This window comes from Pseudomonas frederiksbergensis, from assembly GCF_017114915.1.
GTDB classification, from domain to species: Bacteria; Pseudomonadota; Gammaproteobacteria; order Pseudomonadales; family Pseudomonadaceae; genus Aquipseudomonas; species Aquipseudomonas frederiksbergensis_I.
In genome coordinates this window covers 1-23,626 of the sequence record NZ_JAAUOE010000034.1, presented here as the reverse complement: position 1 = coordinate 23,626, position 23,626 = coordinate 1, and the positions used below count along the sequence as shown (strand labels likewise).

Here is a 23,626-nt window from a genome sequence, read left to right as displayed (position 1 = left end):
GCGAGGATGTTCGTTTTTCGAGCGAATACGAGGCATTGGAAAGCGAGCTGGCCAAAGCTCAGTCCATGCACGAAAGCGGTCAGGTCGACTGGCTGAAAATCCGTGAAAACAGCGAAAACCTGCTGCGCACGCAATCCAAGGATTTGCGTGTCGGCGCGTGGTTGACCTGGGCGCTGTACCAGCGCGAATCCTTCCAGGGGCTGTTGGCCGGCCTCGGTTTGCTGCACCACCTCTGTGAAAATCACTGGGCCGAGATTCACCCGAACAAGGCCCGCACCCGCTCCGCCGCCATCAGCTGGCTGTTGCCGCGCCTTGAGCAGGTGCTGAACGAAAACGTCGCGATCAAAGAGCAGCTGCCGCTGTTCCGCCGTCTGGTCGAACATCTGGAAGGCCTCGACGTCGCGTGTACCGAGCACTTGGGCGATGACGCGCCATTGCTGCTGCCGATCTCCCGTCGCTTGAAAAACATGGTCCAGCGCGCCGCTGACAACCAGCCGGAGCCCGGTGTAGTGGGCGCGGCGGTAGCCCAGGTCAAGCAGGCCGCGACGCAGCTGTTCACCCCCGGCGCGCCGATCGACAACGAAAAAGAAGCTCATAAGGCCCTGCGCGCCCAGCAGGAAAGCGCCCGTCCGTTGTGCGCCTGGTGGCTCAAGCAGAAAACCACCGACCTGCGTGCCCTGCGCCTCAATCGTACGCTGCTGTGGCTGCCCATCGACGCGGTGCCCGAGCGCAATGCCGAACAGATCACCGCCCTGCGCGGCGTGCCGGCAGACAAACTCAAGACCTATCAGGACCGCTTCGACCAAGGGAAATACGCTGACCTGCTGGTGGAGCTGGAGGCGAGCCTGGCGAAGGCGCCGTTCTGGTTCGATGGCCAGCGAATGGTCTGGGAGTGCCTTCAGGGGCTGAACGCCGAGATGGCCATGCGCGAAGTGGAAATCCACTTCGCGCTTTTGGTTCAGCGCCTGCCCGGCATCATCGAGTTGCGTTTCCACGACGGCGCGCCGTTCGCCGATCCGGCCACCCGCGCCTGGATCGGCGCTCACGTCATGCCGCATCTGCAAAGCGCCAGTGCGCCGCGCAAGGTCGAAGTCGCTGATACCCAGCCGGCCTGGGAACTGGCCCTGGAAGAGGTCATGCCGATTCTGCGCAAGGACGGCCTCAAGGCCGCCGTGCAAATCCTCAAGCAGGGCCTGCAAAGCGCCCACGGCGGGCGGGTTCAATTCTTCTGGCAGTTCGCCCTCGCGCGGCTGTGCTTCATGGCCAAGAAATACGAACTGGCCAAGACCCAGCTCGAAACCCTCGACCAAACATTACAGGACTCAGGCCTGCACGCCTGGGAGCCCGATCTTGCGCTGGAAGTGCTGCACCTGCTGTATAGCTGCTGCGAGTTGTTACCGCAGAACCATGCAGTGCGTGAACGCAAGGAAGAGATTTATCGCAGGTTGTGCCACCTCGATCTCGAAGTGGTACTCGAATAGGCCCCAGGGCCACAACCGCAAGGAGAAAAGCCATGGCCAAAGAAGGCTCGGTCGCCCCCAAGGAACGCATCAACGTCACCTTCAAACCCGCCACTGGCGGTGCTCAGGAAGAGATTGAACTGCCGTTGAAGCTACTGGCAATCGGCGACTACACCCACCGCAAGGACGAACGCAAAGTCGAAGATCGCAAGCCGATCAGCATCGACAAGATGACCTTCGACGAAGTGCTGGCCAAGCAAGAGTTGAGCCTGACCCTGAGCGTGCCGAACCGTCTTCAGGAAGAAAGCGACACTGAAGAACTGGCCGTGCAATTGCGCGTCAACTCGATGAAGGACTTCAACCCGGCCTCGCTGGTCGAGCAAGTGCCCGAGCTGAAAAAACTGATGGAACTGCGCAACGCGCTGGTGGCCCTCAAAGGCCCGCTGGGTAACGCGCCTGCGTTCCGCAAAGCCATCGAAGGCGTGCTCGCCGACGACGAATCCCGCGGTCGCGTACTGGGTGAGCTGGGCCTGAACGCCGCAGCCCCGGACGCCTGAGCCCCCATCAGCCAAGGAAGCCAACAATGAGCACTAGCGCAGCACAGCAAAAGAGCAACGAGAGCGAATACAGCATTCTCGACAGCATCATCGCCGAAACCCGCCTGACCCCGGACGACGAAGCCTACGACATCGCCAAACGCGGTGTGTCGGCGTTCATCGAAGAGCTGCTCAAGCCGCAGAACAACGGTGAGCCGGTCAAGAAGGCCATGGTTGACCGCATGATCGCCGAGATCGATGCCAAGCTCAGCCGTCAGATGGACGAAATCCTGCACCACCCGGACTTCCAGTCCCTGGAATCGTCGTGGCGTGGTCTGCAGTTGCTGGTCGACCGCACCAACTTTCGCGAAAACATCAAGATCGAAATCCTCAACGTCTCCAAGGACGACCTGCTGGACGACTTCGAAGATTCGCCGGAAGTGATGCAGTCGGGCCTGTACAAGCACATCTACACCGCTGAATACGGTCAGTTCGGTGGTCAGCCGGTGGGCGCGATCATCGCCAACTACTACATGTCCCCAAGCTCGCCGGACGTGAAACTGATGCAGTACGTGTCCAGCGTCGCCTGCATGTCCCACGCGCCGTTCGTCGCCGCGGCCGGCCCGAAATTCTTCGGCCTGGAAAGCTTCACCGGCCTGCCGGACCTGAAGGATCTGAAAGATCACTTCGAAGGCCCGCAATTTGCCAAATGGCAGAGCTTCCGCCAGTCGGAAGACTCCCGTTACGTTGGCCTGACTGTGCCGCGTTTCCTGCTGCGTAACCCGTACGACCCGGAAGAAAACCCGGTCAAGTCGTTCGTGTACAAAGAAACCGTCGCCAACAGCCACGAGCACTACCTGTGGGGCAACACCGCCTACGCGTTCGGCACCAAGCTGACCGACAGCTTCGCCAAATTCCGCTGGTGCCCGAATATCATCGGCCCGCAGAGCGGTGGCGCGGTTGAAGACCTGCCGTTGCACCACTTCGAAAGCATGGGCGAAATCGAGACCAAGATTCCTACCGAGGTATTGGTCAGCGACCGTCGTGAATACGAACTGGCCGAGGAAGGTTTCATCTCCCTGACCATGCGCAAAGGCTCCGACAACGCGGCGTTCTTCTCCGCGAGCTCGGTGCAGAAGCCGAAGTTCTTCGGTATCAGCGCTGAAGGCAAGGCTGCAGAGCTGAACTACAAACTCGGCACCCAACTGCCGTACATGATGATCGTCAACCGCCTGGCTCACTACTTGAAAGTGCTGCAGCGCGAGCAACTCGGTTCGTGGAAAGAACGCACCGACCTCGAACTGGAACTCAACAAGTGGATCCGCCAGTACGTGGCCGACCAGGAAAACCCGAGCGCCGAAGTCCGTGGCCGTCGTCCGCTGCGTGCTGCGCAAATCATCGTCAGCGACGTTGAAGGTGAGCCGGGCTGGTACCGCGTCAGCCTGAACGTGCGCCCGCACTTCAAGTACATGGGGGCCGATTTCACCCTGTCGCTGGTTGGCAAGCTGGACAAAGAGTAAACGGAGCGACTCATGACTGGATACGGCAGCCTTTTCGAGCGCCTGAATGGCGACGCGGAGCAACGCGTTGGCTGGAGCCGCGAGGTTTCCCTCATGGCGTCGGTGGCTGCCCATCTGGCCAAGATGCTCAGCACCCGTGCGGGCAGCGTGCAAACGCTGTCCGATTACGGGCTACCCGATCTCAATGACATGCGCCTGAGCCTGCACGATTCCCTGAGCCAGGCCCGTCGGGCCATCGAAAGCTTCATCGAAGCCTACGAGCCGCGCCTGAGTAATGTGCGTGTCATCTCCCTGCCGCGTGAAAACGATCAGCTTCGCCTGTCCTTCAGCATCGAAGGCCTGCTGGAAGTTGATGGTTTCAAGCGCCAGGTCAGTTTCGCCGCGCGCCTGGATGGCAGCGGTCAAGTCAACGTCAGCTAACGACTTTCAGGTAACCCCCGTGTCCTTTAACCACTACTACCAAAGCGAACTCACCGCACTTCGCCAGTTAGGTCGTCGTTTCGCTGAGCGTAGCCCGGCGTTGGCGCCTTTTCTCGGTCAGGCCGGGCGGGATCCGGATGTGGAGCGGTTGCTGGAGGGCTTTGCCTTTCTGACTGGTCGCCTGCGCCAGAAGCTCGACGACGAGTTGCCGGAGCTGAGCCATTCGCTGATGCAACTGTTGTGGCCCAACTACATGCGGCCGCTGCCGGCGTTCAGCATTTTGCAGTTCGACCCGTTGAAGCGTTCCGGGCCTGCGTTGAGGGTCGAGCGTGACACACCGGTGGAGAGTGTGCCGGTCGATGATGTGCGTTGCCGTTTCCGTACGTGCTACCCGACCGAGGTGTTGCCGCTGGATCTGGTTGCGCTGAATTACTCGGTGAAGGGCGACGGTTCACTGTTGAGTCTGCGCCTGGAGATGAGCGCTGATGGTCATCTCGGCGAGTTGGCGCTGAGTCGTCTGCGCCTGCACTTCGCCGGCGAGCGCTACATCAGCCAGATGCTTTACCTGAGCCTGTTGCGCAATCTCGAAGGCATCGAGTTGATCCCGCTGGACGGTGCCGGCAAGGCCATCAACGGGGTGAGCGGCCAGCCGATGGCGTTCAAGATGCCCGGCGACCGGGTGCAGCCGGTGGGTTTTGCCGAAGAGGAGGCGTTGATCCCGTATCCGCTGAACACTTTCCGTGGCTATCGCTACCTGCAGGAATATTTCGCCTTCCAGGATAAGTTCCTGTTCATCGACATCAACGGTCTGGACCTGCTCAAGGCGCTGTCGGAAGACACGCTTAAACAAATGCGCGGTCTCGAATTGCGCTTCGACATTCGCAAGAGCGGCATCATGCGTATGCGCCCGACCCTTGATAACGTGAAGCTCTACTGCACGCCGATCGTCAACCTGTTCAAGCACGACGCACTGCCGATCCGCCTCGACGGCAAGCAGGACGAATACCTGCTGCTGCCCGCTGAATACGACCTGGAAAATTGCGGCGTGTTCTCGGTCGAAACCGTAACTGGCTGGAAGCCCGGTGGCCTGGGTTATCAGGAATACGTGCCGTTCGAATCCTTCGAACACGACCCGAGTTTCGACGTGCCCACCAGCCGTCCGCATTACAGCATCCGCCAGCGTTCGTCCTTGCTGCACGACGGCCTCGACACCTACCTGAGCTTCGGCATCCGACACACCGAGGCCCATGAAACCCTGTCGATCGAGCTGATGTGCACCAACCAGAACCTGCCGCGAAAGCTCAAACTCGGCGACATCTGCAAGGCCTGCGAAGAGACCCCGGAGTTCCTCAGTTTCCGCAACATCACCCCGGCCACATCGAGTTTTGCGCCGCCGCTGAACCGTGACTTCCTCTGGAAGCTGATCAGCAACATGTCGCTCAACTACCTGTCGCTGGCCGACGTCAATGCGTTGAAGGTGATTCTCGAAACCTACGACCTGCCGCGCTACTACGACCAGCACGCGGGAAAAGTCAGCAAACGCCTGCTCAGCGGGCTCAAGTCGATCAAGCACCAGCACGTCGACAGATTGCACCGAGGGTTGCCGGTTCGCGGGTTGCGCACCGAGCTGACCATCGATCCGCAAGGGTATATCGGCGAGGGCGACCTGTTCGTGTTCGCTTCGGTTCTTAACGAGTTTTTCGCACTCTACGCCAGTCTCAATTCGTACCACGAGCTGCGGGTTAAAAGCACACAGGGAGAGGTGTACCAATGGACGCCACGTATGGGCCTGCAGCCCCTGCTTTAAGTGGGCTGACCCGGGTAATACGCGAGTACTCGCTGTTCCAGGCCGTGCTGCTGGTCATTGACCGATTGCGTGGGGAACACCCGGACCTGAGCGAAGACGACCTGTACGACCAGCTGGAATTCCAGGCCAACCCGAGCCTGGGTTTCCCTGGCAGTGACGTTGATCGTGTGGAGTTTTTCGAAGAGCACGGGCAGATGCGCGCGCGCCTGTGTTTCAACCTGATCGGCTTGGTCGGTTCCGGCTCGCCGTTGCCGGCGTTCTATGGCGAACAGGCCCTGGGCGACAGCGAAGACGGTAATCCGACCCGCAACTTCCTCGATCTGTTTCACCATCGCCTGCAACGGCTGATGCTGCCGATCTGGCGCAAATACCGCTACCGCGCCAGCTTCCAGAGCGGCGCCCTCGACCCGTTTTCGGCGCAGCTGTTTGCCCTGATTGGCCTGGGTGGCGAAGAGATTCGCAAGGCCCAGGAGCTGAACTGGAAACGCCTGCTGCCGTACCTCGGCCTGCTCAGCTTGCGCGCGCACTCGGCGGCGTTGATCGAAGCGGTGCTGCGCTACTACTTCAAGCACGCCGAGCTGACCATCGAGCAGTGCATTGAGCGCCGCGTCGAAATCCTCGACGAGCAGCGCAATCGCCTCGGTCGCGCTAACAGCATGCTCGGCGAAGACCTGGTGCTGGGCGAGCACGTGCGCGACCGCAGCGGCAAATTCCGCATTCACGTCCGTGAGCTCGACTGGCAACGCTTCCACGAATTCCTGCCGATCGGTTTCGGCTACCAGCCGCTGTGCGCGCTGGTGCGGTTCACCCTGCGTGACCCGCTCGATTACGACATTCGCCTGGTGCTGCGCCAGGAAGAAATCCGCGAACTTCGCATCGGTGAGCAGAACGCCTGTCGTCTGGGGTGGACCAGTTGGCTGGGCCGCGAAAAAGCGGACGGCGTGGTGACCCTGGGCAGCAAAATTCATTAAGGACAGATGACACATGATCAACGTAGACCTGCAACAACTGATCCAGGCGCTGGACGCCGAAACCCGTCGTGATCTGGAAAGTTCTGCCGAACGCTGCGTCGCCCGTGGCGGCAGCAAGATCCTCGTTGAAGACTTGCTACTGGGCCTGCTGGAGCGTCCGCAAGGCCTGCTCGCCCGGGCGTTGCAGGATGCCGAAGTGGACGCCGGTGAACTGAGCGCCGCGCTGCAATCGCGGGTCGAGCATAGCGCGTCGCGCAACCCGGTGTTCGCCCCGGAACTGGTTCAGTGGCTGCAAGATGCCTTGTTGGTGGCCAACCTCGAACTGGGCCAGAGCCAGGTCGAACAAGCCGCGTTGATCCTCGCGCTGCTGCGTAACCCGATGCGCTACGCCGGCAGCCGTTATCAGTCGTTGTTGGCCAAGCTGAACATCGAGCGCCTGAAAGAATTCGCCCTGTCGCAGAAAGAACAACCGGCCACCGGCAAACCTGCCGTGCCGGGCGAATCGCTGCTGGAGCGCTTCACCCACAACCTGACCCAACAGGCCCGCGACGGCAAACTCGACCCGGTGCTGTGCCGCGATGGCGCGATCCGGCAGATGGTCGACATCCTAGCCCGTCGGCGCAAGAACAACCCGATCGTGGTCGGTGAGGCGGGCGTCGGTAAAACCGCCATCGTCGAAGGCCTGGCTTCGCGTATCGTGGCCGGTGAAGTGCCGCAAGTCTTGAAAGGTGTTGAGCTGCTGTCCCTGGACATGGGCCTGTTGCAGGCCGGCGCCAGCGTTAAAGGCGAATTCGAACGTCGCCTCAAAGGCGTGATCGACGAAGTCAAAGCCTCGCCGAAACCGATCATCCTGTTCATCGACGAAGCCCACACCCTGATCGGCGCGGGCGGCAATGCCGGCGGTTCCGACGCGGCCAACCTGTTGAAACCGGCCCTGGCCCGTGGCGAGTTGCGCACCATCGCCGCCACCACGTGGGCGGAGTACAAAAAATACTTCGAGAAAGACCCGGCCCTGGCCCGTCGTTTCCAACCGGTGCAACTGCACGAACCGACTGTCAGCGAAGCAGTGACCATCCTGCGTGGCCTGGCTCAGGTCTACGAGAAGAGCCACAGCATCTACCTGCGCGATGACGCGGTGGTGGCCGCCGCTGAGTTGTCCGCCCGTTACCTCGCCGGCCGTCAGCTGCCGGACAAGGCCGTCGACGTGCTCGACACCGCGTGCGCCCGCGTACGCATCAGCCTCGCCGCTGCCCCGGAAAGCCTGGAACGCCTGCGTGGCGAGCTGGCTGAAGGTGGCCGTCAGCGTCAGGCACTGCGTCGTGATGCCGAAGCCGGTTTGCTGATCGACCATGAAGCGCTGGACGCGCTGGAAAATCGCCTGGCCGACGCCGAAGAAGAAATGGCGGCGCTGGAAACCCTCTGGACCGAGCAAAAAGAGCTGGCCGAACGCCTGCTGGATCTGCGTCAGCAACTGGCCAAGGCTCGCGAAGCTGCTGCTGTCGAACCGACCATCACGGTCGAGGAGGACGCCGAAGGCACCGTGATCGAAACGTTGCCGGTGGACGAAGCGCAAAGCGTCGAAACCCTGGAAACCGCGCTCAACGAAATTCACAAAGCGCTGACCGAGCTTCAGGTCAAAGAACGTCTGGTGAGCTTCGAAGTCTGCCCGCGTCTGGTGGCCGAAGTGATCAGCGCCTGGACCGGTGTGCCATTGGCGCAACTGGCCCGCGAGCACAACGCCAAGGTCGCGAGCTTCGCCACCGACCTGCGCACGCGCATTCGTGGTCAGGAGCAGGCGGTTCATGCGCTGGACCGTTCGATGCGCGCCACCGCCGCTGGCCTGAACAAACCTGACGCTCCGGTCGGCGTGTTCCTGCTGGTCGGCCCGAGCGGTGTCGGCAAGACCGAAACCGCCCTGGCGCTGGCCGACTTGTTGTACGGCGGTGATCGTTTCATTACCACCATCAACATGTCCGAGTTCCAGGAGAAGCACACCGTGTCGCGCCTGATCGGTGCGCCACCGGGCTACGTCGGTTACGGCGAGGGCGGCATGCTCACCGAAGCCGTGCGGCAGAAACCGTACTCGGTGGTGCTGCTCGATGAAGTCGAGAAAGCCGACCCGGACGTGCTCAACCTGTTCTACCAAATCTTCGACAAAGGTGTGGCCAACGACGGGGAAGGGCGCGAGATCGATTTCCGCAACACGCTGATCCTGATGACCTCGAACCTGGGCAGCGACTGCATCAGCGAGCTCTGCGAAAACGGCGCGCGGCCGACCGCCGAAGTGCTCGAAGAAACCATTCGCCCGGTGCTCAGCAAGCACTTCAAGCCGGCGCTGCTGGCGCGCATGCGCGTGGTGCCTTACTACCCGGTCGGCGGCCCGGTGCTGCGCGAGCTGATCGAAATCAACCTCGGGCGTTTGGGCGAGCGCCTGAACCGTCGTCAGCTGGATTTCACTTACTGCCAGAGCCTCGTCGATCACCTGGCCGACCGCTGCACCCAGAGCGACAGCGGTGCGCGCCTGATCGATCACTTGCTGGACCTGCATGTGCTGCCGCTGGTGGCCGACCGTTTGCTCGATGCCATGGCCACCGGTGAAAGCCTCAAGCGCGTGCATGCGACGCTCGACGGCAATGCCAGCGTGACGTGCGAGTTCGCCTGAGGTGGGTGTGATGTTCACTCAAGTGCCGCAACCGCTGGTGTATGCCGAAGCCTTGCTGGCGCAGTTCGCCAGCCTGTCGCGGGCGGCGGACAGCGCTGCGTTGCTGGGTGATTTCGTGCGCGGTCTGACCGAACTCAGCGGTTGTGAGTTGACGCAGTTGTACCTGCTGGACGCGACCCACACTTGCCTGGGGATGAACGCCGAGTGTCTGAACGGCATTCTGCAACCCCGGGAAGGGGCGAGCCTGCCGGCGGATTACAACGGTGAACAACTGCTGCAATTCGCCCTGTGTCAAAACCGCGTGGTGTGCCTCAGCGCGCTGAGCGGCAGCCTGCACGAAACCAGTTTCCTGCCGCCCCAGGCCACGCCCTGGCAGTCGCTGCTGTGCGTGCCGCTGGTCAATCAGCAGAAGGCTGTCGAAGGTTTGCTGCTGTGTGCCAGTCACCGGCACATCAACCTGCAAGGCTTTGCCGATTCCCTCGGTCAACTGGGCTCGTTCGTGCTCGGCCAACTGCACTTGCTGCAGCGCTTGCGTCAACCGAGCGGCGATACACGGCCGGCGCCGGTCAACGTTCCGAGCGCCAGCGGTTATGGCTTGATCGGTAAAAGCGCGGCCATGCGCCAGACCTATTCGCTGATCAGCAAAGTCCTGCACAGCCCGTACACCGTGCTGCTGCGCGGCGAGACGGGCACCGGCAAGGAAGTGGTCGCGCGGGCGATTCATGACTGCGGCCCGCGACGTTCCCAGGCGTTCATCGTGCAGAACTGCGCGGCGTTCCCCGAGAACCTGCTGGAAAGCGAGCTGTTCGGCTACCGCAAAGGTGCCTTCACCGGTGCCGATCGAGACCGTGCCGGGCTGTTCGATGCGGCCAATGGCGGCACCTTGTTGCTCGATGAAATCGGCGACATGCCGTTATCCCTGCAAGCCAAATTGCTGCGCGTATTGCAGGAAGGCGAGATCCGCCCATTGGGCTCCAACGACACCCACAAGATCGACGTGCGCATCATCGCCGCGACGCACCGGGATTTATCGGTGCTGGTCAGCGAAGGCAAATTCCGCGAGGACTTGTACTACCGCCTCGCGCAATTTCCGATCGAGCTGCCGGCCCTGCGTCAGCGCGAAGGCGACATCCTCGACCTGGCCCGGTACTTCGCCGACAAGGCTTGCGCGTTTCTGCAGCGAGATGCGGTGCGTTGGTCCGACACGGCGCTGGATCACCTGTCCGGTTATGCCTTCCCCGGCAACGTTCGCGAACTCAAGGGTTTGGTCGAGCGTGCGGTATTGCTGTGTGAGGGCGGCGAGTTGCTGGCCGAGCATTTCTCCCTGCGCATGGAAGCCATGCCGGAAGACAGCAGCCTGAACCTGCGCGAACGCCTGGAGCAGGTCGAACGCAGCCTGCTGCTCGACTGCCTGCGCAAAAACGACGGCAACCAGACCCTCGCCGCCCGCGAACTCGGACTGCCACGCCGCACGCTGCTGTACCGCCTCGGGCGCCTGAATATCAATCTGGGTGACTTTGATGGATAGGCAAAAGGCCGTCGATTTCACCGCACTCGCTTCTGATAGCGCCGCCCGAAACGGCCGGCGCTTTGCGCTTTGTCTACCCCTGGAGACCCTCTGATGCCTGTTCGTCACTGGCAAGCCGTCCTGCTGACCCTCGTCGTTCTATGCGGCCTCGGCGGCTGTAGCGGCAATTACAAATACAACGACAACACCTATCGCCCATTGGGTGATCCGCAGGCGGTCAATCGCGGCAAGTGACCGCAAGGAGCATCATCATGGAACTGGTTTTCGAAATGCTGGACACCAAGCAATTCGTGCCCACGGATTTGTGCCAGAAGACCTTCAAACAGGCCGGTGGCGTGATCGGCCGGGGCGAGGATTGCGACTGGATCATCCCCGACCGCAAGCGTCACCTGTCCAACCACCACGCGGTGATCAGCTACCGCGAAGGCACGTTTTTCCTGACCGATACCAGCAGCAACGGTATCCAGGATAGCGAAAGCGGCGCACGCCTGCGCAAGGGCGAACCGATGCGCATCGAGCACGGCAGCGTGTACGTGCTGGGTGACTTCGAGATTCGCGCGCGGCTGGTGCGCGACCCGGCCACGTTCGATGTCGAAGTCGGCCGTCCGCAGGCCGCGGGCAGCATCATTCCGGACGATGCGTTCCTCGACCTCGATCCGCTCAATGCACTCGACCAGCAAGAACGCGTGTACTCGGAAATCGACGAACTGATCTCCCCGAGCACGGTGATCGAGGACACTCGTCAGCGGGCCGACTACGCGCGCATCGACATGGAAAGCCTGATGGTGCCGGAGCTGATAGCCGCCCCGGCAGAACCTGCGCCAGCCCCGCCGCCGACAGCGATGAAGCGCCAGAGCGAAGGTTTCTGGGAGCACTTTGGTGCGGCGTTGGGCGTGGACCTCAAAGGCCTCGACCACGACGCCCGCGAAGCCCTGGCGCTGAACGCCGCGCACCTGCTCAAGCAGAGCGTCGCAGGTTTGCAGCAGAGCCTGCGCACCCGCAGCGAACTGAAAAACGAACTGCGCCTGGCCCAGACCACCGTGCAAGGCACCCACAAGAACCCACTGAAATTCGCCGTCGATGCCGGTGAAGCGCTGGGCATTTTGTTGCAGGGCAACAAGCCGGGCCAATTGCCGGCGGAACAAGCGATCTCCCGTGCGTTCCGCGATCTGCAGGCACATCAGGTGGCCTTGCTGACCGCCAGCCGCGCCGCCGTTCGCGGCACTCTGGAGCACTTCTCGCCGCAGCAGCTGACCCTGCGTTTCGAGCGCGACAACAAACCGTTGCTCGCCACCTCCGGCAGTCGCTGGAGAGCTTATGGGCGCTATCACCAGGCCCTGCGTCAGGACGATGACTGGAGCGAGCGCCTGCTGGCCCGCGACTTCGCCCGGGCCTACGAAGAACAGATCCGTCTGATTTCCACCCTCCACACCGACCACCAAGGATGATGCGCATGTCTCGCTGCTCCACCGCTTTTTTCAAGATGCTGACGGCGCTCATTGCCTTCGTGCTGCTGGTCGGTTGCTCCTCGCTGTCGCCGTATTCCACCGTGACCAAACTCAACCTGAAGCTGACCGCCAGCGATCAGTTGAACCCGGACCTCAACGGTCGTCCGTCGCCGATTGTCGTGCGCCTGTTCGAGCTCAAGCACCCGGTGGCCTTCGAGAACGCTGACTTCTTCAGCCTCTACGAGCGCGCCAAGGAATCCCTGGCCCCGGACCTGGTGGCCAGCGAAGAACTCGAGCTGCGCCCAGGCGAAACCGTCGAGCTCAAGCTCAGTGTGGAAGAGGGCAGCCGTTACGTTGGCGTGCTCGCCGCCTACCGCGACCTGCCGGAAACCAAGTGGCGCTACACCGTGCAAATCACTGCGGTGCAAGTCACCGCGGCTGACCTGACCCTCGATCAGGCCGGTATCCGCAACACCCACGAAACGCTCGCCAAGACGGATGACTGAACATGAACACCCATAAAGTCATTTGGCAGGAAGGCATGCTGCTGCGTCCGCAGCACTTCCAGCACAACGATCGTTACTACGACCACCAGATGAAGACCCGCACCCAGTTGCTGGGCAGCTACACCTGGGGCTTCCTCCATCTGGAAGTCGACTTGCAGTTCCTCAACATGGGCAAACTGGTGGTCAGCCAGGCCTCGGGGATTCTGCCGGACGGCAGCCTGTTCGAACTGGGCGGCAACACCGAGCCGCTGGCCCTGGACGTGCCGCCGAACACCGGCAACACGCCGATCTACCTGGCGCTGCCGCTGGTGACCGGCAACCACATCGAGGCCCGTCGTCCGGATCAATCCGACGTGCTGGCGCGCTACACCGCGTACGAAGCGGAAGTCGCCGACTCCAACGCCGGCGATGACTCCGCCAGCCAGGTCAGTTGCGGTCGTCCGGACTTCCGCCTGTTGCTCGGTGAACAGCAGAGTGATCAGGCCTACGTGAAGCTGAAAATCTGCGAAGTGCTCGACACCACGCCCGACGGCGTGATCAGCCTCGACCCGGATTTCGTGCCGACCTACATTCAGGCGCATTCGTCCAGCTACCTGCTGTCGTGCCTCAAGGAAGTGATCAGCATGCTCGGCCACCGGGGCGACACCATCGCCGAGCGGATCCGCTCCAACGGCAAGGTCGGCGGCGCGGAAGTCGGCGACTTCATGATGCTGCAACTGATCAACCGCACTGAAATGCTGCTGCGCCATTACCTCGGCCTGGAACAGGTTCACCCGCAAGAGTTGTACCGCACGCTGCTGACCATGCTCGGCGATCTGGCGACGTTCTCCAGCGACAACAAACGCCCGCGTCTGGACAGCCGTTATCAGCACAGTGACCAGGGCGCGAGCTTCCGCAAACTGATGGAAGCGATTCGTCAGGTGCTGTCGATGGTGCTCGAGCAGCACGCCATCGAACTGGTGCTGCAAGCGCGTCAGTACGGGATCATCGTGTCGCCGCTGCATGACCACAAACTACTGGGCTCGGTCTCGTTCGTGCTGGCGGCCAGTGCCAACTGTGACTCCGAAGAACTGCGCCATCGCTTGCCGGCGCACCTCAAGGTCGGCCCGGTGGAGCGCATCCGCCAACTGGTCAACCTGGCCCTGCCGGGCATCAAGGTCAAACCATTGCCCGTGGCCCCACGGCAGATCGCGTTCCACTCCAACAAAACCTATTTCATCCTCGAACTCAGTTCTGAAGACCTGGCGCAACTCGAGCGCTCCGGCGGCTTCGCGTTCCACGTGTCCGGCGAATTCGCCGAGCTTGAACTGAAATTCTGGGCCATCAGGAACTGACCGACATGATCAAGGACATGGAACACACCCAGGACGACAAAACCGTCCTGCTCGACCGCCAGGGCCACGGCCCGGCGTCAAGTCCGCTGACTGACTTCGCTGCGCCGCCACGCTTCGAACAGCTGGAAGAACGGATGATCTACGCCGCGCGTCTGCGCCCGGCCGAAGCGTTCAACATCAGCCTCAATTCGCTGGTGGCAGCGTCGTCCGAACTGCTGTCGGAAGTGGTGCGGCTCAAGCACAGCGAAACCCGCGAAGACCTGTTCGCGCTCAACGAGCGCCTGAGCGCCGGGCTCAAGCTATTTGAAGTACGGGCGCTGCACAACGGCGCCGAAAGCAGCCAGGTGATGGCCGCCCGTTACGTGCTCTGCACCGTGGTCGACGAAGCCGTCGTCACCACACCGTGGGGCAACGAAAGCGAGTGGTCGCAGATGAGCCTGCTCAGCAGCTTCCACAACGAAACCTTCGGTGGCGAGAAGTTCTTTCAGCTGCTGGATCGCCTGTCAAAAAACCCGGTCAAGCACCTGCCGATGCTGGAGCTGATGTACCTGTGCCTGTCCCTCGGTTTCGAAGGCAAGTACCGGGTGCAAGCCCGCGGCATGCTCGAACTCGAAGGCATCCGCGACGGCTTGTATCGGCAGATCCGTCAACTGCGCGGCGACGTGCCGCGCGAACTGTCGCCCCATTGGGAAGGCTTGAACGATCAGCGCCGCAGCCTGGTGCGTATCGTGCCGGCATGGATGGTGGTGATGTTCACCGTGGTCTGCCTGGTGGTGATGTATTCGGGCTTCGCCTGGGTATTGGGCGAACAACGCGAAACCGTTCTGCAACCTTATCAGCCACTGGATCCAGCCGCGGTTCAGCCGCAGACGCAGCCGTAAACAGGGACGTGTGATGAAAAAGTTTTTCAAGAAAGTCGGCGCCTTCCTGCGTCAGACCTGGGTCTGGTCCCTTCTGATGGTGCTGTTCGTTGCGCTGTTGGTGTGGTTCGTCGGGCCGTTGCTGGCGGTCAATGATTACAAGTTCTGGGAAGGTTCGACCTCCCGCCTGCTGACCATCAGTGTGCTGTGCCTGATCTGGGGCCTGACCATGGTCTTCGTCAGCTGGCGCGCCGGTGTGCGCAACAAGGCCATCGAAGAAACCGAAGACGGCCAGGACCGTATCCACCGCGGAGAGCTGATCGACGAAGAAGAGAAAGAGTTGAAGGCGCGTTTCAAGGACGCCCTGAAAACCCTCAAGACCTCGAGCCTGTATCGCGGTCGCAGCGAGCGCTGGCGCAGCGATTTGCCGTGGTACTTGCTGATCGGCCCGCAAGGTGGCGGCAAGACCAGCCTGCTGGACTTCTCGGGCCTTGAGTTTCCGATCAACAAGATCGACCGCAAACTCACCCGCGACACCCTCGGCACTCGCCATTGCGACTGGTACTTCGCCGACCACGGTGTGCTGATCGACACCGCCGGGCGCTACCTGACCCAGCCGGATACCGAAGTCGATGGCAGCGCCTGGAGCACCTTGCTCGACCTGCTGCGCAAGCGTCGCCGCAACCGTCCATTGAACGGCGTGCTAGTGACCATTGCGGCGGAAACCCTGCTGGGCGGCAGCGAGCAGGATCTGGAAACCCTGGCCCGCCAGGTGCGTGCGCGTCTGCAAGACGTGCATCAGAAACTGCACGTCGATGTGCCGATTTATCTGGTGCTGAGCAAGGCCGATAAGTTGCTCGGCTTCGACGAATTCTTCGATCAACTGACCCGTGAAGAAAGCGATCAGGTCCTCGGTACCAGCTTCCGTAAAGAGCAGAGTGGCACCGATGTGGCCGTGCTGCGCGCCGAGTTCGAAGAGCTGCTGCGTCGCCTGAACAACCAGGTGATCATGCGCATGCACCAGGAGCGCGACACCCAGCGCCGTGGCCGCATCCTCGACTTCCCGCATCAACTGGGGCAGATCGGCGAGCGTCTGTGCCTGTTCGTCGACCTGGCGTTCACCGGCAACCGCTACCAGCGTGTCAGCCAGTTGCGCGGTTTCTACCTGACCAGCGCACCGCACCTGACTCAACAGATGGACCCGACCACCGCCGGCATCGGCGCCAGCCTGGGCATGAACGCCGGCATGCTGCCGACCCTGCGCAGTGGCCGTTCGCGCTTCATTCACCATTTGCTCGGCCGGGTGATTTTCCCCGAGGCCGATCTGGCCGGTCTGGACCAGCGCGAGCGCAGCCGCATCCATTGGGGCCAATGTGCGTTGTACGTGGGCGCACTGGCGGCACTGGCGCTGTTCGGCATGCTCTGGGCCGGCGGTTTCTCGGCCAACTATGAGCGTCTGGAGAACCTGCGTTCCCTGGCGCAAACCTGGAAGCAACAACGCTCGGCCCTGACCGCTCGCGACGATTCCATGGCGGTGCTCAAGACCCTCGACACCCGCTACGCGGCGACGCAGGTGTTCCCGAACAAAGGTGACGTGTCGTACCACGAGCGCGGCGGCCTGTACCAAGGCGAAGACGTCAACCCAGTGGTCAAGAGCGCCTACGAGCGTGAGCTTGAAGCGCAGCTGCTGCCACGGGTTGCGACGCTGCTGGAAGGGCAGATTCGCGCCAACATGAAGGATCGCGAACGCCTGCTCAACAGCCTGCGCGCGTACCTGATGCTGAACATGAAAGATCGCCGCGATGCTACGTGGCTCAAGGATTGGGTCGCCACTGACTGGTCCCTGCGCTACGCCGGCAACACCGCGGTGCAGAACGGCTTGAACACCCACTTCGAGCGTTTGCTCAAGCAGCCATTTATTTACCCGCTGAACGATCAACTGGTGACTCAGGCCCGTCAGGTGCTGCGCAGCGAGTCGCTGGCCAACGTGGTTTACCGGATGCTGCGCGAGCAGGCCCGTAACCTGCCGGAATACCGTTTCAGCCAACACCTGGGCCCGCAGGGTGCGCTGTTTGTCGGCACCGATTACGTGATCCCGGGGTTCTACACCCAACAGGGTTATCAGCAGTATTTCTCGGTCCAGGGCACTGCGCTGGTTACCGATATCCTGCGTGACAATTGGGTGCTGGGCGAAGGCTCGGGCATCAGCGGCATGGACTTGCGTCGCCTGATGGTCGAACTGGAGCAGCTGTACTTCCGCGACTACGCCAACTTCTGGAGCGAAGCCGTGGGCCAAATGGCACTGCCCGCGATCAGCGATTTCAGTGAGGGTGCCGAGCAACTGGCGGGCCTGACTTCCGCCAACTCCCCAGTGCTGCAACTGCTGGTGGCAGTGCGCGAGAACACCCGTTTCCCGGTGATCGCAGACAGCGCCGACGAAGCCGCCGATGCGGCAGACAAACTGGGCGAGAAGGGCGGCAAGCTCGGCAAGCTCGCTGCGGCCGCCGCGGACAAAGCGTCGGACATGGCGAAGAACTTACCGGACACCGCGAAGAAATCCCTGCAACGTCGCTTCGAACCGCTGCACCGTTTGCTGGATGACAACAACGGCCCGGCCGCTGACCTGACCCCGGCCCTGACGGCGCTCAACGACCTGCAACTGCAACTGGCGAGCCTGGCCCGTGCCAGCGCGCCGGAGCAGGCCGCGTTCGAAATGGCCAAGATCCGCATGAGCGGCCAGCGTGATGCGCTGAGCAACCTGCGCAATGCCTCGAACCGTCTGCCGCGCCCGGTGAGCGTGTGGTTCAACGTGCTGGCCGAAGACACCTGGCGTCTGGTGCTCAACGATTCCTACCAGTACCTGAACCAGCGTTATCAGAGCGAGCTGTACAGCTTCTACGGCAAGGCGATCAACAAGCGTTACCCGTTCAGCGCCCACAGCACCAGCGACGTCGCGATCAGCGACTTCCGCGAGTTCTTCAAGGCCCAGGGCATCGCCGATCGGTTCTTTGATACCTACATGCGTCCATTCGTCAGTGGCGACCCAGGCAACTACCGCCTGCGCAGCATTGACGGTCACAGCCTGCCGATCTCCAAGGTCTACCTCGACCAGATGGCCGCGACACAAGTGATCCGCCAGAGCTTCTTCGCCATCAACCCGGCCGAGCCGCAAGTGCAGTTCAAACTGGAGCCGTACACCCTTGACCCGGCGGTCAGCCGTTCCGAGTTCAAGTTTGGCGACAAGACCATTGAATACCGTCACGGCCCGATTGTGCCGGTGTCGTTCAAATGGCCGACCGACGCCGAAGATGGTCGCACCAGCCTGGTCCTCGACAAAATGGCCGGCCGCCCGATCGGCATCGAGAAGAACACCGGCCCATGGTCGCTGTTTCGTCTGTTCGATCTGATGCAGACCGAGTACCTGACCGGTCGCGACGTGTTGGTGCTCAAAGCTGACGTGGGCGGCCTGCGCGCCAACTACTTGCTGTCGAGCCAGCGCACGCCGAACCCGTTCGACATGGGCGTGCTGCGTACCTTCCGTATGCCGGTGCAGCTCTGATGCGGGTTGCCAGGCCCTGGCGCAGCGCTGCGCGTACCGATCCGGGCAAGGTTCGGGCGCGCAACGAAGATGCTTTTCTCGACTGTCCGCAGCAGGGGCTGTGGGTGGTCGCGGACGGCATGGGCGGTCATCAGGGGGGCGACATCGCCAGCCAATTGATCGTCGCCAGCCTGGCGGAGTTGCCGGTGCAGGACGACTTCGACGAACGACTCAAAGGTATTCGCCAGTGCCTGCACTGGCTCAACCGCCGCTTGGGTCAGGAGTTGACCGTCACCGCCGGACGCCACGACAGCATCATGGGCAGCACCGTGGTGGCGCTGCTGGTGGAAGGTAATCGCGCGGCCTGCATCTGGGCCGGCGACAGCCGCTGCTACTTGTGGCGCGGCCAGCGCTTGTATCAGCTGTCCAAGGACCATTCGCTGCAACAGCAACTGATCGACGAGCAGCAAATGAGCATCAAAGACGCTCGCACGCATCCTGCCGCTCACGCCTTGACCCGTGCAGTCGGGGCCAGCGAGCAACTGACCCTGGACGTGCTCGAACTCGAGGTCTACCCCGGCGATGCGTTTCTGTTGTGCAGCGACGGTTTGTATCAAGGGCTGACTAGCGATGCCCTGGGCACCGCCCTGAGCCTGACCGCGCCGCACGTTGCGCTGGAGCGTCTGTTCGATGGCGCTCTGCGTGGCTCCGCGCGGGACAATCTGACCGCTGTGGTCATCCGCCAATGACTGAGTTCATGCCACCGATCGACGACCTGCTGGTGACCGAGGAAGAAGCCAATAGCCTGACTTACTTCGCCTTCGCCACGCCTCTGAACGGAAAGCCGCATCAGGCCGAACCTGCGCTGGCGCCGACCCGGGCCAGCATCAGTGAACTGCCCGACGTGCTCGCGGGGCGTTACCGCGTCGAACGTCTGTTGGGGGCCGGTGGCATGGGCGCGGTTTACCGTGCACGGGATCTGCTGCGCGAACAGTTTGGCGATCCCGATCCTTACATCGCGCTGAAAATCCTCAGCGAAGAATTTGCCGAGTCGCCGGACGCCAGTGCCTTGCTCTACAGCGAGTTCGCCCTGACCCGACGACTGCGCCACGACAACGTGCTGCGACCGCACACCTTCGAAGTGGACACCGACTGCCAGCGGGCCTTCATCACCATGGAACTGATGCGCGGGCTGACCCTGGACAAATTACTCTGCGAGCGGCCCCTGGGCCTGCCGTGGAAAGAACTGCGCGACATTGCGCTGCCGCTGCTCGACGCGCTGGCCTATGCCCACGCTCGCGGCGTGCTGCACGGCGACATGAAACCGAGCAACGTCATGCTCTGCGAAGAGGGCGTGCGCCTGTTCGACTTCGGTCTCGGCCAGGCAGAAGAGGGCATCTTGCCCGGCCTGCCGCACCTGAGCCGCAGCCGCTTCAACGCCTGGACCCCCGGCTACGCCGCCCCCGAACTGCTTGAAGGCCAGCCATTCTCGGCCAGCGCCGACGTGTACGGCGTGGCCTGCGTGCTCTACGAACTGGCGGGTGGCAAACACCCGTTTCGCCGCTTGCCCTCGACCCAGGCCCGCGACGAGCACCTGGACCGCGAGCTGCAAGCACCGAAGAACTTACCCAAACACTGCTGGCCAGTCCTGCGAACAGCACTGGCTTTCGACGCGGCGGATCGAACGATCACTGCCGCCCAACTGCATGACGCTATGGGCGCCACATCATCTTGGTTGCAACGTCTGCGATTGAAAACGCAAGGATGCAGAAATGAAAGAACCACTTGATTTCAAGAACAAGTACACCGGCGGGGACTACGTATACCGGATGGGCGGGGACGGTTTCAAAACGAACGCGGCAGGTAAAAAACTGATCGATTGTTCACATATGGTGAACGTGTTGCTGACAAGCGCCGGCTACAACATTCCGTTTGAAGACACGCGTGTCATGCAAAACTCCACCTACTACACAACGGTTCTGCCGCAAGACGTGAGACGGGGTGACATCGCGCTTTGGATTAAAGCGCCCCCTAATTCCGCCGGTTCACCTGTGTTTCATACGGGCATCGTTGAAGACTTCAATCCGGCTACCCACGTTGGACATTTCTTTGGTGCTCAAACGAGTACCGGTCCTGCTACAGCGAAATTCGGCCCAAAACCTGCGAGTTACTATTGGCCCATCGTGACCAAATTCCTCAGAGCGAAGGAAGTATTCAGAACAGCGGCGCCAGCGCTTGCAGGCGTTTCGGATTTCGCACTTTAGACACTCATAAAGAGCGCGCCGATCAAGGCGCGCTCTTTATTGGGTTTACGTCTTGGCCCGATGCTCCGCCGGGTTTGGCGAATCAATGTGATCCAGCGCTCGCTCCACCAACAAGTGAACCCCATCCGCCACTCTGCTGAGTCGCCAAGGCGACTGAGCAGCGGGTGCTGTCGATATCATCAGCCAGGTCGGCGGCGATGGTGCTGATGGACTTCAGGTTTTCGGAGGCGTTGGCCATGCGGGCTTCGGTATCGATATCGGGGGGAAACGGTGAAGAGCTAGAGTTCTGCTTGCCCGTCGAAAGTTGAGAACTCGGCTGAGCTGATTTATACGACTGTGCTGTTAGTGGAACCTGAGTAACGCTACGGGCAGATTTGGTATTTTTGGCCAGCAAGGCATGTCTTTTGGCTTCAATAGACAATAGAACTATCAATACTGGCAGGTGCTGTCGGAACATTTAATGCGCTTCAATGCGATTGCCCCACTTAATTCAACGTGATGGAGAATTGCTGTGAGTACAACAAATAATCAGCCGGGACATCTCGATAAAACATACGGCATTGATGGCTATACGAACCCTCCTGAGCCTAATAATTCTAGTCCTCGACCAGTGGTTAAGTGGCTAAATGGGATACTATTCGCTCCTGTAACACCGGACTCTGTAAGTCGGTTAGTGCATTTTGATGGAGACGGCCAGCGGAATTTGATTTTCGGCCCAGAGGGAAGGCGTGATGTTATTCCCCCACGGAATACAGGTTTTCTTATTAGCTCACTCATCTCGTTGTCGGATGGGTATATCGTGGCTGGCTCCGCCAAAACTCCTTCCGGGGAGGGGATTTTTGTTGTTTTAAAATATCTTGCTGATGGCGGACTGAATGAGGACTTTGGTCATAATGGCATGTTAGAAGTGTCGCTTGATAATGTAGGTAATTGCTCAGTGCCTGGTGCCTGCACTGCAGATGGCGGATATGTAATTCCTATCGGGCAAGGGTTAAATCATGCTCTGCTGAAAGTTACTCGTGAGGGAGCGGTGGATACCAATTTTGGCCCCAATAAAGACGGTATAGTCGAATTTAACTTACCGGGGGAAATAACCCAGATTATGACCGTCGTTGTCACTCCCGATGACCAAATATTGGTTGTCGGGCATCATTTGTTTGGCAATTATTCCGCTGTAGTGTGTCTGACATCCAAAGGCGCGCCAAATAGTTCATATGGTGAGGGCGGTATTGGAAAGTTACCTTCTGGTGTTGCTCCATATTATGGGGTGCTGGGTAGTGATGATGGTCTTGTAGTTTGTGGCGGGTCTAACGGTCATGCGATGCTTGCTAAGCTAACGCCATTTGGTGAGATTCCATCGGAATTCAACGAAGGAAATCCGGTAGTCGACAATAGTGGCGTCCGGGTATGGGTCAAGTGTGATGTAGATGATGCTGACAGAATTCTGGTATTAGGAAAAAGCGAAGAGCAGTTCACTGTGGCTCGGCGTTATGATTCGGCTGGCGCACAAGACATGAACTACGGCCCAGGAGGGACATGGTTGTCATCGGAGAAGAACTTTGACGGGCTAAGTTGTATATTTAGTACGCAAAAAGGGGCTGTAATGAGCACGGAATACCGCGCTCGCGGGTGGCGCCTACATCCATAAAAGTTTGAATGTATGGGGCAGCCCGTCGTTGTCGGAGGCCTTAGTCTGGTTGCAACCAAAACCCGCGCCTGCTGAATGGACAGGCACGGGTTTTTTGGTCTTGCAGAATTGTGAAGCCAATTCCGCTTAGCAGCATTTTCGACTTCGATGACGTTAACTGATGACGTCATTGGTTTTTTTATTGTTTCCCAACGCAGCAAGGAATGCAGCCCATGATGCTCCGTGTCACGCTCGGTTTTAGCCGTGACATCGCAGAGTTGGAATGCAGAGTGTCTCTTGAGGCATTTCTTGCTGCGCGAGGGAGTGATCTATACCTGCTACGCCTTAGCCCGATGCTCCGCCGGATTCGGCGAATCAATATGATCCAGCGCTCGCTCCACCAACAATTGAACCCCATCCGCCATTCTGCTGAGCGCCAGGGCGACTGATCTTCGAGTGCCTTCGATGTCGTCAGCCAGGTCGGCGGCGATGGCGCTGATGGACTTCAGGTCTTCGGAGGCGTTGGCCAGGAGGGCTTCGGTGTCGATGTCGGGGGAGACGGTGAAGAGTTTGCCTTTGCGCTTGGGTTTTTCGTTGGGTGGTGGGGCGAAATGGTGGTCGAGGGCGCGTTCGGCGGCTTCGTGGAGTTTTCTGGAATCGAAGGATTCGTAGGGGGATGTGGCTTCGTTTTCAGGAGGATTTGGTGTTGGCTTGAACATTGGAGTAGTACCGATATTAGGGGCTAGCACCGTTTCGCTTGCACTTCGAATGAGGTGGCAGCTGTGTATAGGTGTGCAAGACCGGAATCGGCAAACCGGCAGACCCGAAGGTCTCCCACACACAGCCGCCATAACGATTCGGGAGCATAAGAAAACGCTCAATGAATAGCCATAACCGATTGTGTGCCGATTCCGGACTTGCACGTCCGAGTCACCGATTTTGCGATGACGAACAGAGGTTATCGGTGAAGACCAAGAGTGCCTAGTTCACGGACAGCCCGGCGTTTTGAAGGAAATGTCCGAGAGGTTTGCGGGCATCAAGATCAAAAGATCGCAGCCTTCGGCAACTCCTACAGAATTGTGTTTCTTCAGGTGTAGGGCGGGTGTTGGGTATGACGCGGAGCGTCACGGGATGCATTCCCACGC

The 23,626-nt window shown here is 60.6% G+C and carries 19 protein-coding genes and 1 pseudogene; 18 read left to right on the top strand and 2 right to left on the bottom strand.

The annotated features are described in order from the left end of the window. The 17 genes from tssA to HCU66_RS20925 all read left to right on the top strand — a co-directional run. Positions 1-1,481 (top strand): type VI secretion system protein TssA (tssA, locus tag HCU66_RS21005; RefSeq protein ID WP_241015602.1); only part of this gene is annotated, 1,481 nt, incomplete at its 5' end. Between the two features lie 32 nt (positions 1,482-1,513). Next, positions 1,514-2,017, top strand: a complete 504-nt coding sequence (gene tssB / locus HCU66_RS21000) for a type VI secretion system contractile sheath small subunit (RefSeq protein WP_205890389.1) — start codon at positions 1,514-1,516, stop codon at positions 2,015-2,017. A gap of 26 nt (positions 2,018-2,043) precedes the next feature. Then, positions 2,044-3,516 (top strand): type VI secretion system contractile sheath large subunit, encoded by a 1,473-nt coding sequence (gene tssC, locus HCU66_RS20995; protein ID WP_205890388.1) that lies wholly within the window; start codon positions 2,044-2,046, stop codon positions 3,514-3,516. Positions 3,517-3,528: 12 nt separating this feature from the next. Further along, positions 3,529-3,936, top strand: a complete 408-nt coding sequence (gene tssE / locus HCU66_RS20990; protein ID WP_205890387.1) for a type VI secretion system baseplate subunit TssE — start codon at positions 3,529-3,531, stop codon at positions 3,934-3,936. 19 nt (positions 3,937-3,955) lie between these two features. Continuing rightward, positions 3,956-5,743 (top strand): type VI secretion system baseplate subunit TssF, encoded by a 1,788-nt coding sequence (gene tssF, locus HCU66_RS20985; protein WP_205890386.1) that lies wholly within the window; start codon positions 3,956-3,958, stop codon positions 5,741-5,743. Further along, positions 5,707-6,714 carry a type VI secretion system baseplate subunit TssG gene (gene tssG, locus HCU66_RS20980; protein ID WP_205890385.1) on the top strand — a complete coding sequence of 336 codons (1,008 nt, stop codon included), beginning with the start codon at positions 5,707-5,709 and terminating at the stop codon, positions 6,712-6,714. Before tssF ends, tssG begins: the two co-directional genes overlap by 37 nt. Before the next feature lie 13 nt (positions 6,715-6,727). Then, entirely contained in the window at positions 6,728-9,376 is a 2,649-nt protein-coding gene (gene tssH / locus HCU66_RS20975; protein ID WP_205890384.1) for a type VI secretion system ATPase TssH, read from the top strand. A 10-nt stretch (positions 9,377-9,386) separates the two neighbouring features. After that, the gene (locus HCU66_RS20970) at positions 9,387-10,904 is read left to right on the top strand and encodes a sigma-54 interaction domain-containing protein (RefSeq protein WP_205890383.1); all 1,518 of its coding nucleotides are present in this window, start codon (positions 9,387-9,389) and stop codon (positions 10,902-10,904) included. A 93-nt stretch (positions 10,905-10,997) separates the two neighbouring features. Then, positions 10,998-11,138, top strand: a complete 141-nt coding sequence (locus HCU66_RS20965) for a hypothetical protein (protein WP_007894589.1) — start codon at positions 10,998-11,000, stop codon at positions 11,136-11,138. Positions 11,139-11,155: 17 nt separating this feature from the next. Beyond that, the gene (gene tagH, locus HCU66_RS20960; RefSeq protein WP_205890382.1) at positions 11,156-12,352 is read left to right on the top strand and encodes a type VI secretion system-associated FHA domain protein TagH; all 1,197 of its coding nucleotides are present in this window, start codon (positions 11,156-11,158) and stop codon (positions 12,350-12,352) included. 5 nt (positions 12,353-12,357) lie between these two features. Continuing rightward, positions 12,358-12,858, top strand: coding sequence for a type VI secretion system lipoprotein TssJ (gene tssJ, locus HCU66_RS20955; protein WP_205890381.1), 501 nt, complete (start codon positions 12,358-12,360; stop codon positions 12,856-12,858). Between the two features lie 2 nt (positions 12,859-12,860). Then, the gene (tssK, locus tag HCU66_RS20950; RefSeq protein WP_205890380.1) at positions 12,861-14,192 is read left to right on the top strand and encodes a type VI secretion system baseplate subunit TssK; all 1,332 of its coding nucleotides are present in this window, start codon (positions 12,861-12,863) and stop codon (positions 14,190-14,192) included. A gap of 5 nt (positions 14,193-14,197) precedes the next feature. Continuing rightward, positions 14,198-15,073: a type IVB secretion system protein IcmH/DotU gene (gene icmH / locus HCU66_RS20945; RefSeq protein ID WP_205890379.1), complete on the top strand. Its 876-nt coding sequence runs from the start codon at positions 14,198-14,200 to the stop codon at positions 15,071-15,073. A 13-nt stretch (positions 15,074-15,086) separates the two neighbouring features. Further along, positions 15,087-18,611, top strand: a complete 3,525-nt coding sequence (gene tssM / locus HCU66_RS20940) for a type VI secretion system membrane subunit TssM (RefSeq protein ID WP_205890378.1) — start codon at positions 15,087-15,089, stop codon at positions 18,609-18,611. Then, a complete protein-coding gene (locus tag HCU66_RS20935) occupies positions 18,611-19,339 on the top strand; it encodes a PP2C family protein-serine/threonine phosphatase (protein WP_205890377.1) in 729 nt (242 codons plus the stop codon). Before tssM ends, HCU66_RS20935 begins: the two co-directional genes overlap by 1 nt. Further along, entirely contained in the window at positions 19,336-20,379 is a 1,044-nt protein-coding gene (locus HCU66_RS20930) for a serine/threonine-protein kinase (protein ID WP_205890376.1), read from the top strand. Before HCU66_RS20935 ends, HCU66_RS20930 begins: the two co-directional genes overlap by 4 nt. Then, complete coding sequence (locus HCU66_RS20925) at positions 20,363-20,854, top strand: hypothetical protein (protein ID WP_205890375.1); 492 nt, start codon at positions 20,363-20,365, stop codon at positions 20,852-20,854. Before HCU66_RS20930 ends, HCU66_RS20925 begins: the two co-directional genes overlap by 17 nt. A gap of 45 nt (positions 20,855-20,899) precedes the next feature. Here HCU66_RS20925 and HCU66_RS20920 read toward each other — a convergent pair. After that, positions 20,900-21,116, bottom strand: a pseudogene (locus tag HCU66_RS20920) (DUF6124 family protein); the annotation flags it as partial. A 249-nt stretch (positions 21,117-21,365) separates the two neighbouring features. On the opposite strand from HCU66_RS20920, the gene HCU66_RS20915 reads away from it, so the two are divergent. Then, complete coding sequence (locus HCU66_RS20915) at positions 21,366-22,502, top strand: hypothetical protein (protein WP_205890374.1); 1,137 nt, start codon at positions 21,366-21,368, stop codon at positions 22,500-22,502. Between the two features lie 317 nt (positions 22,503-22,819). Here HCU66_RS20915 and HCU66_RS20910 read toward each other — a convergent pair whose 3' ends face one another. Beyond that, positions 22,820-23,200 (bottom strand): DUF6124 family protein, encoded by a 381-nt coding sequence (locus tag HCU66_RS20910; RefSeq protein WP_205890373.1) that lies wholly within the window; start codon positions 23,198-23,200, stop codon positions 22,820-22,822. Positions 23,201-23,626: the final 426 nt, after the last annotated feature.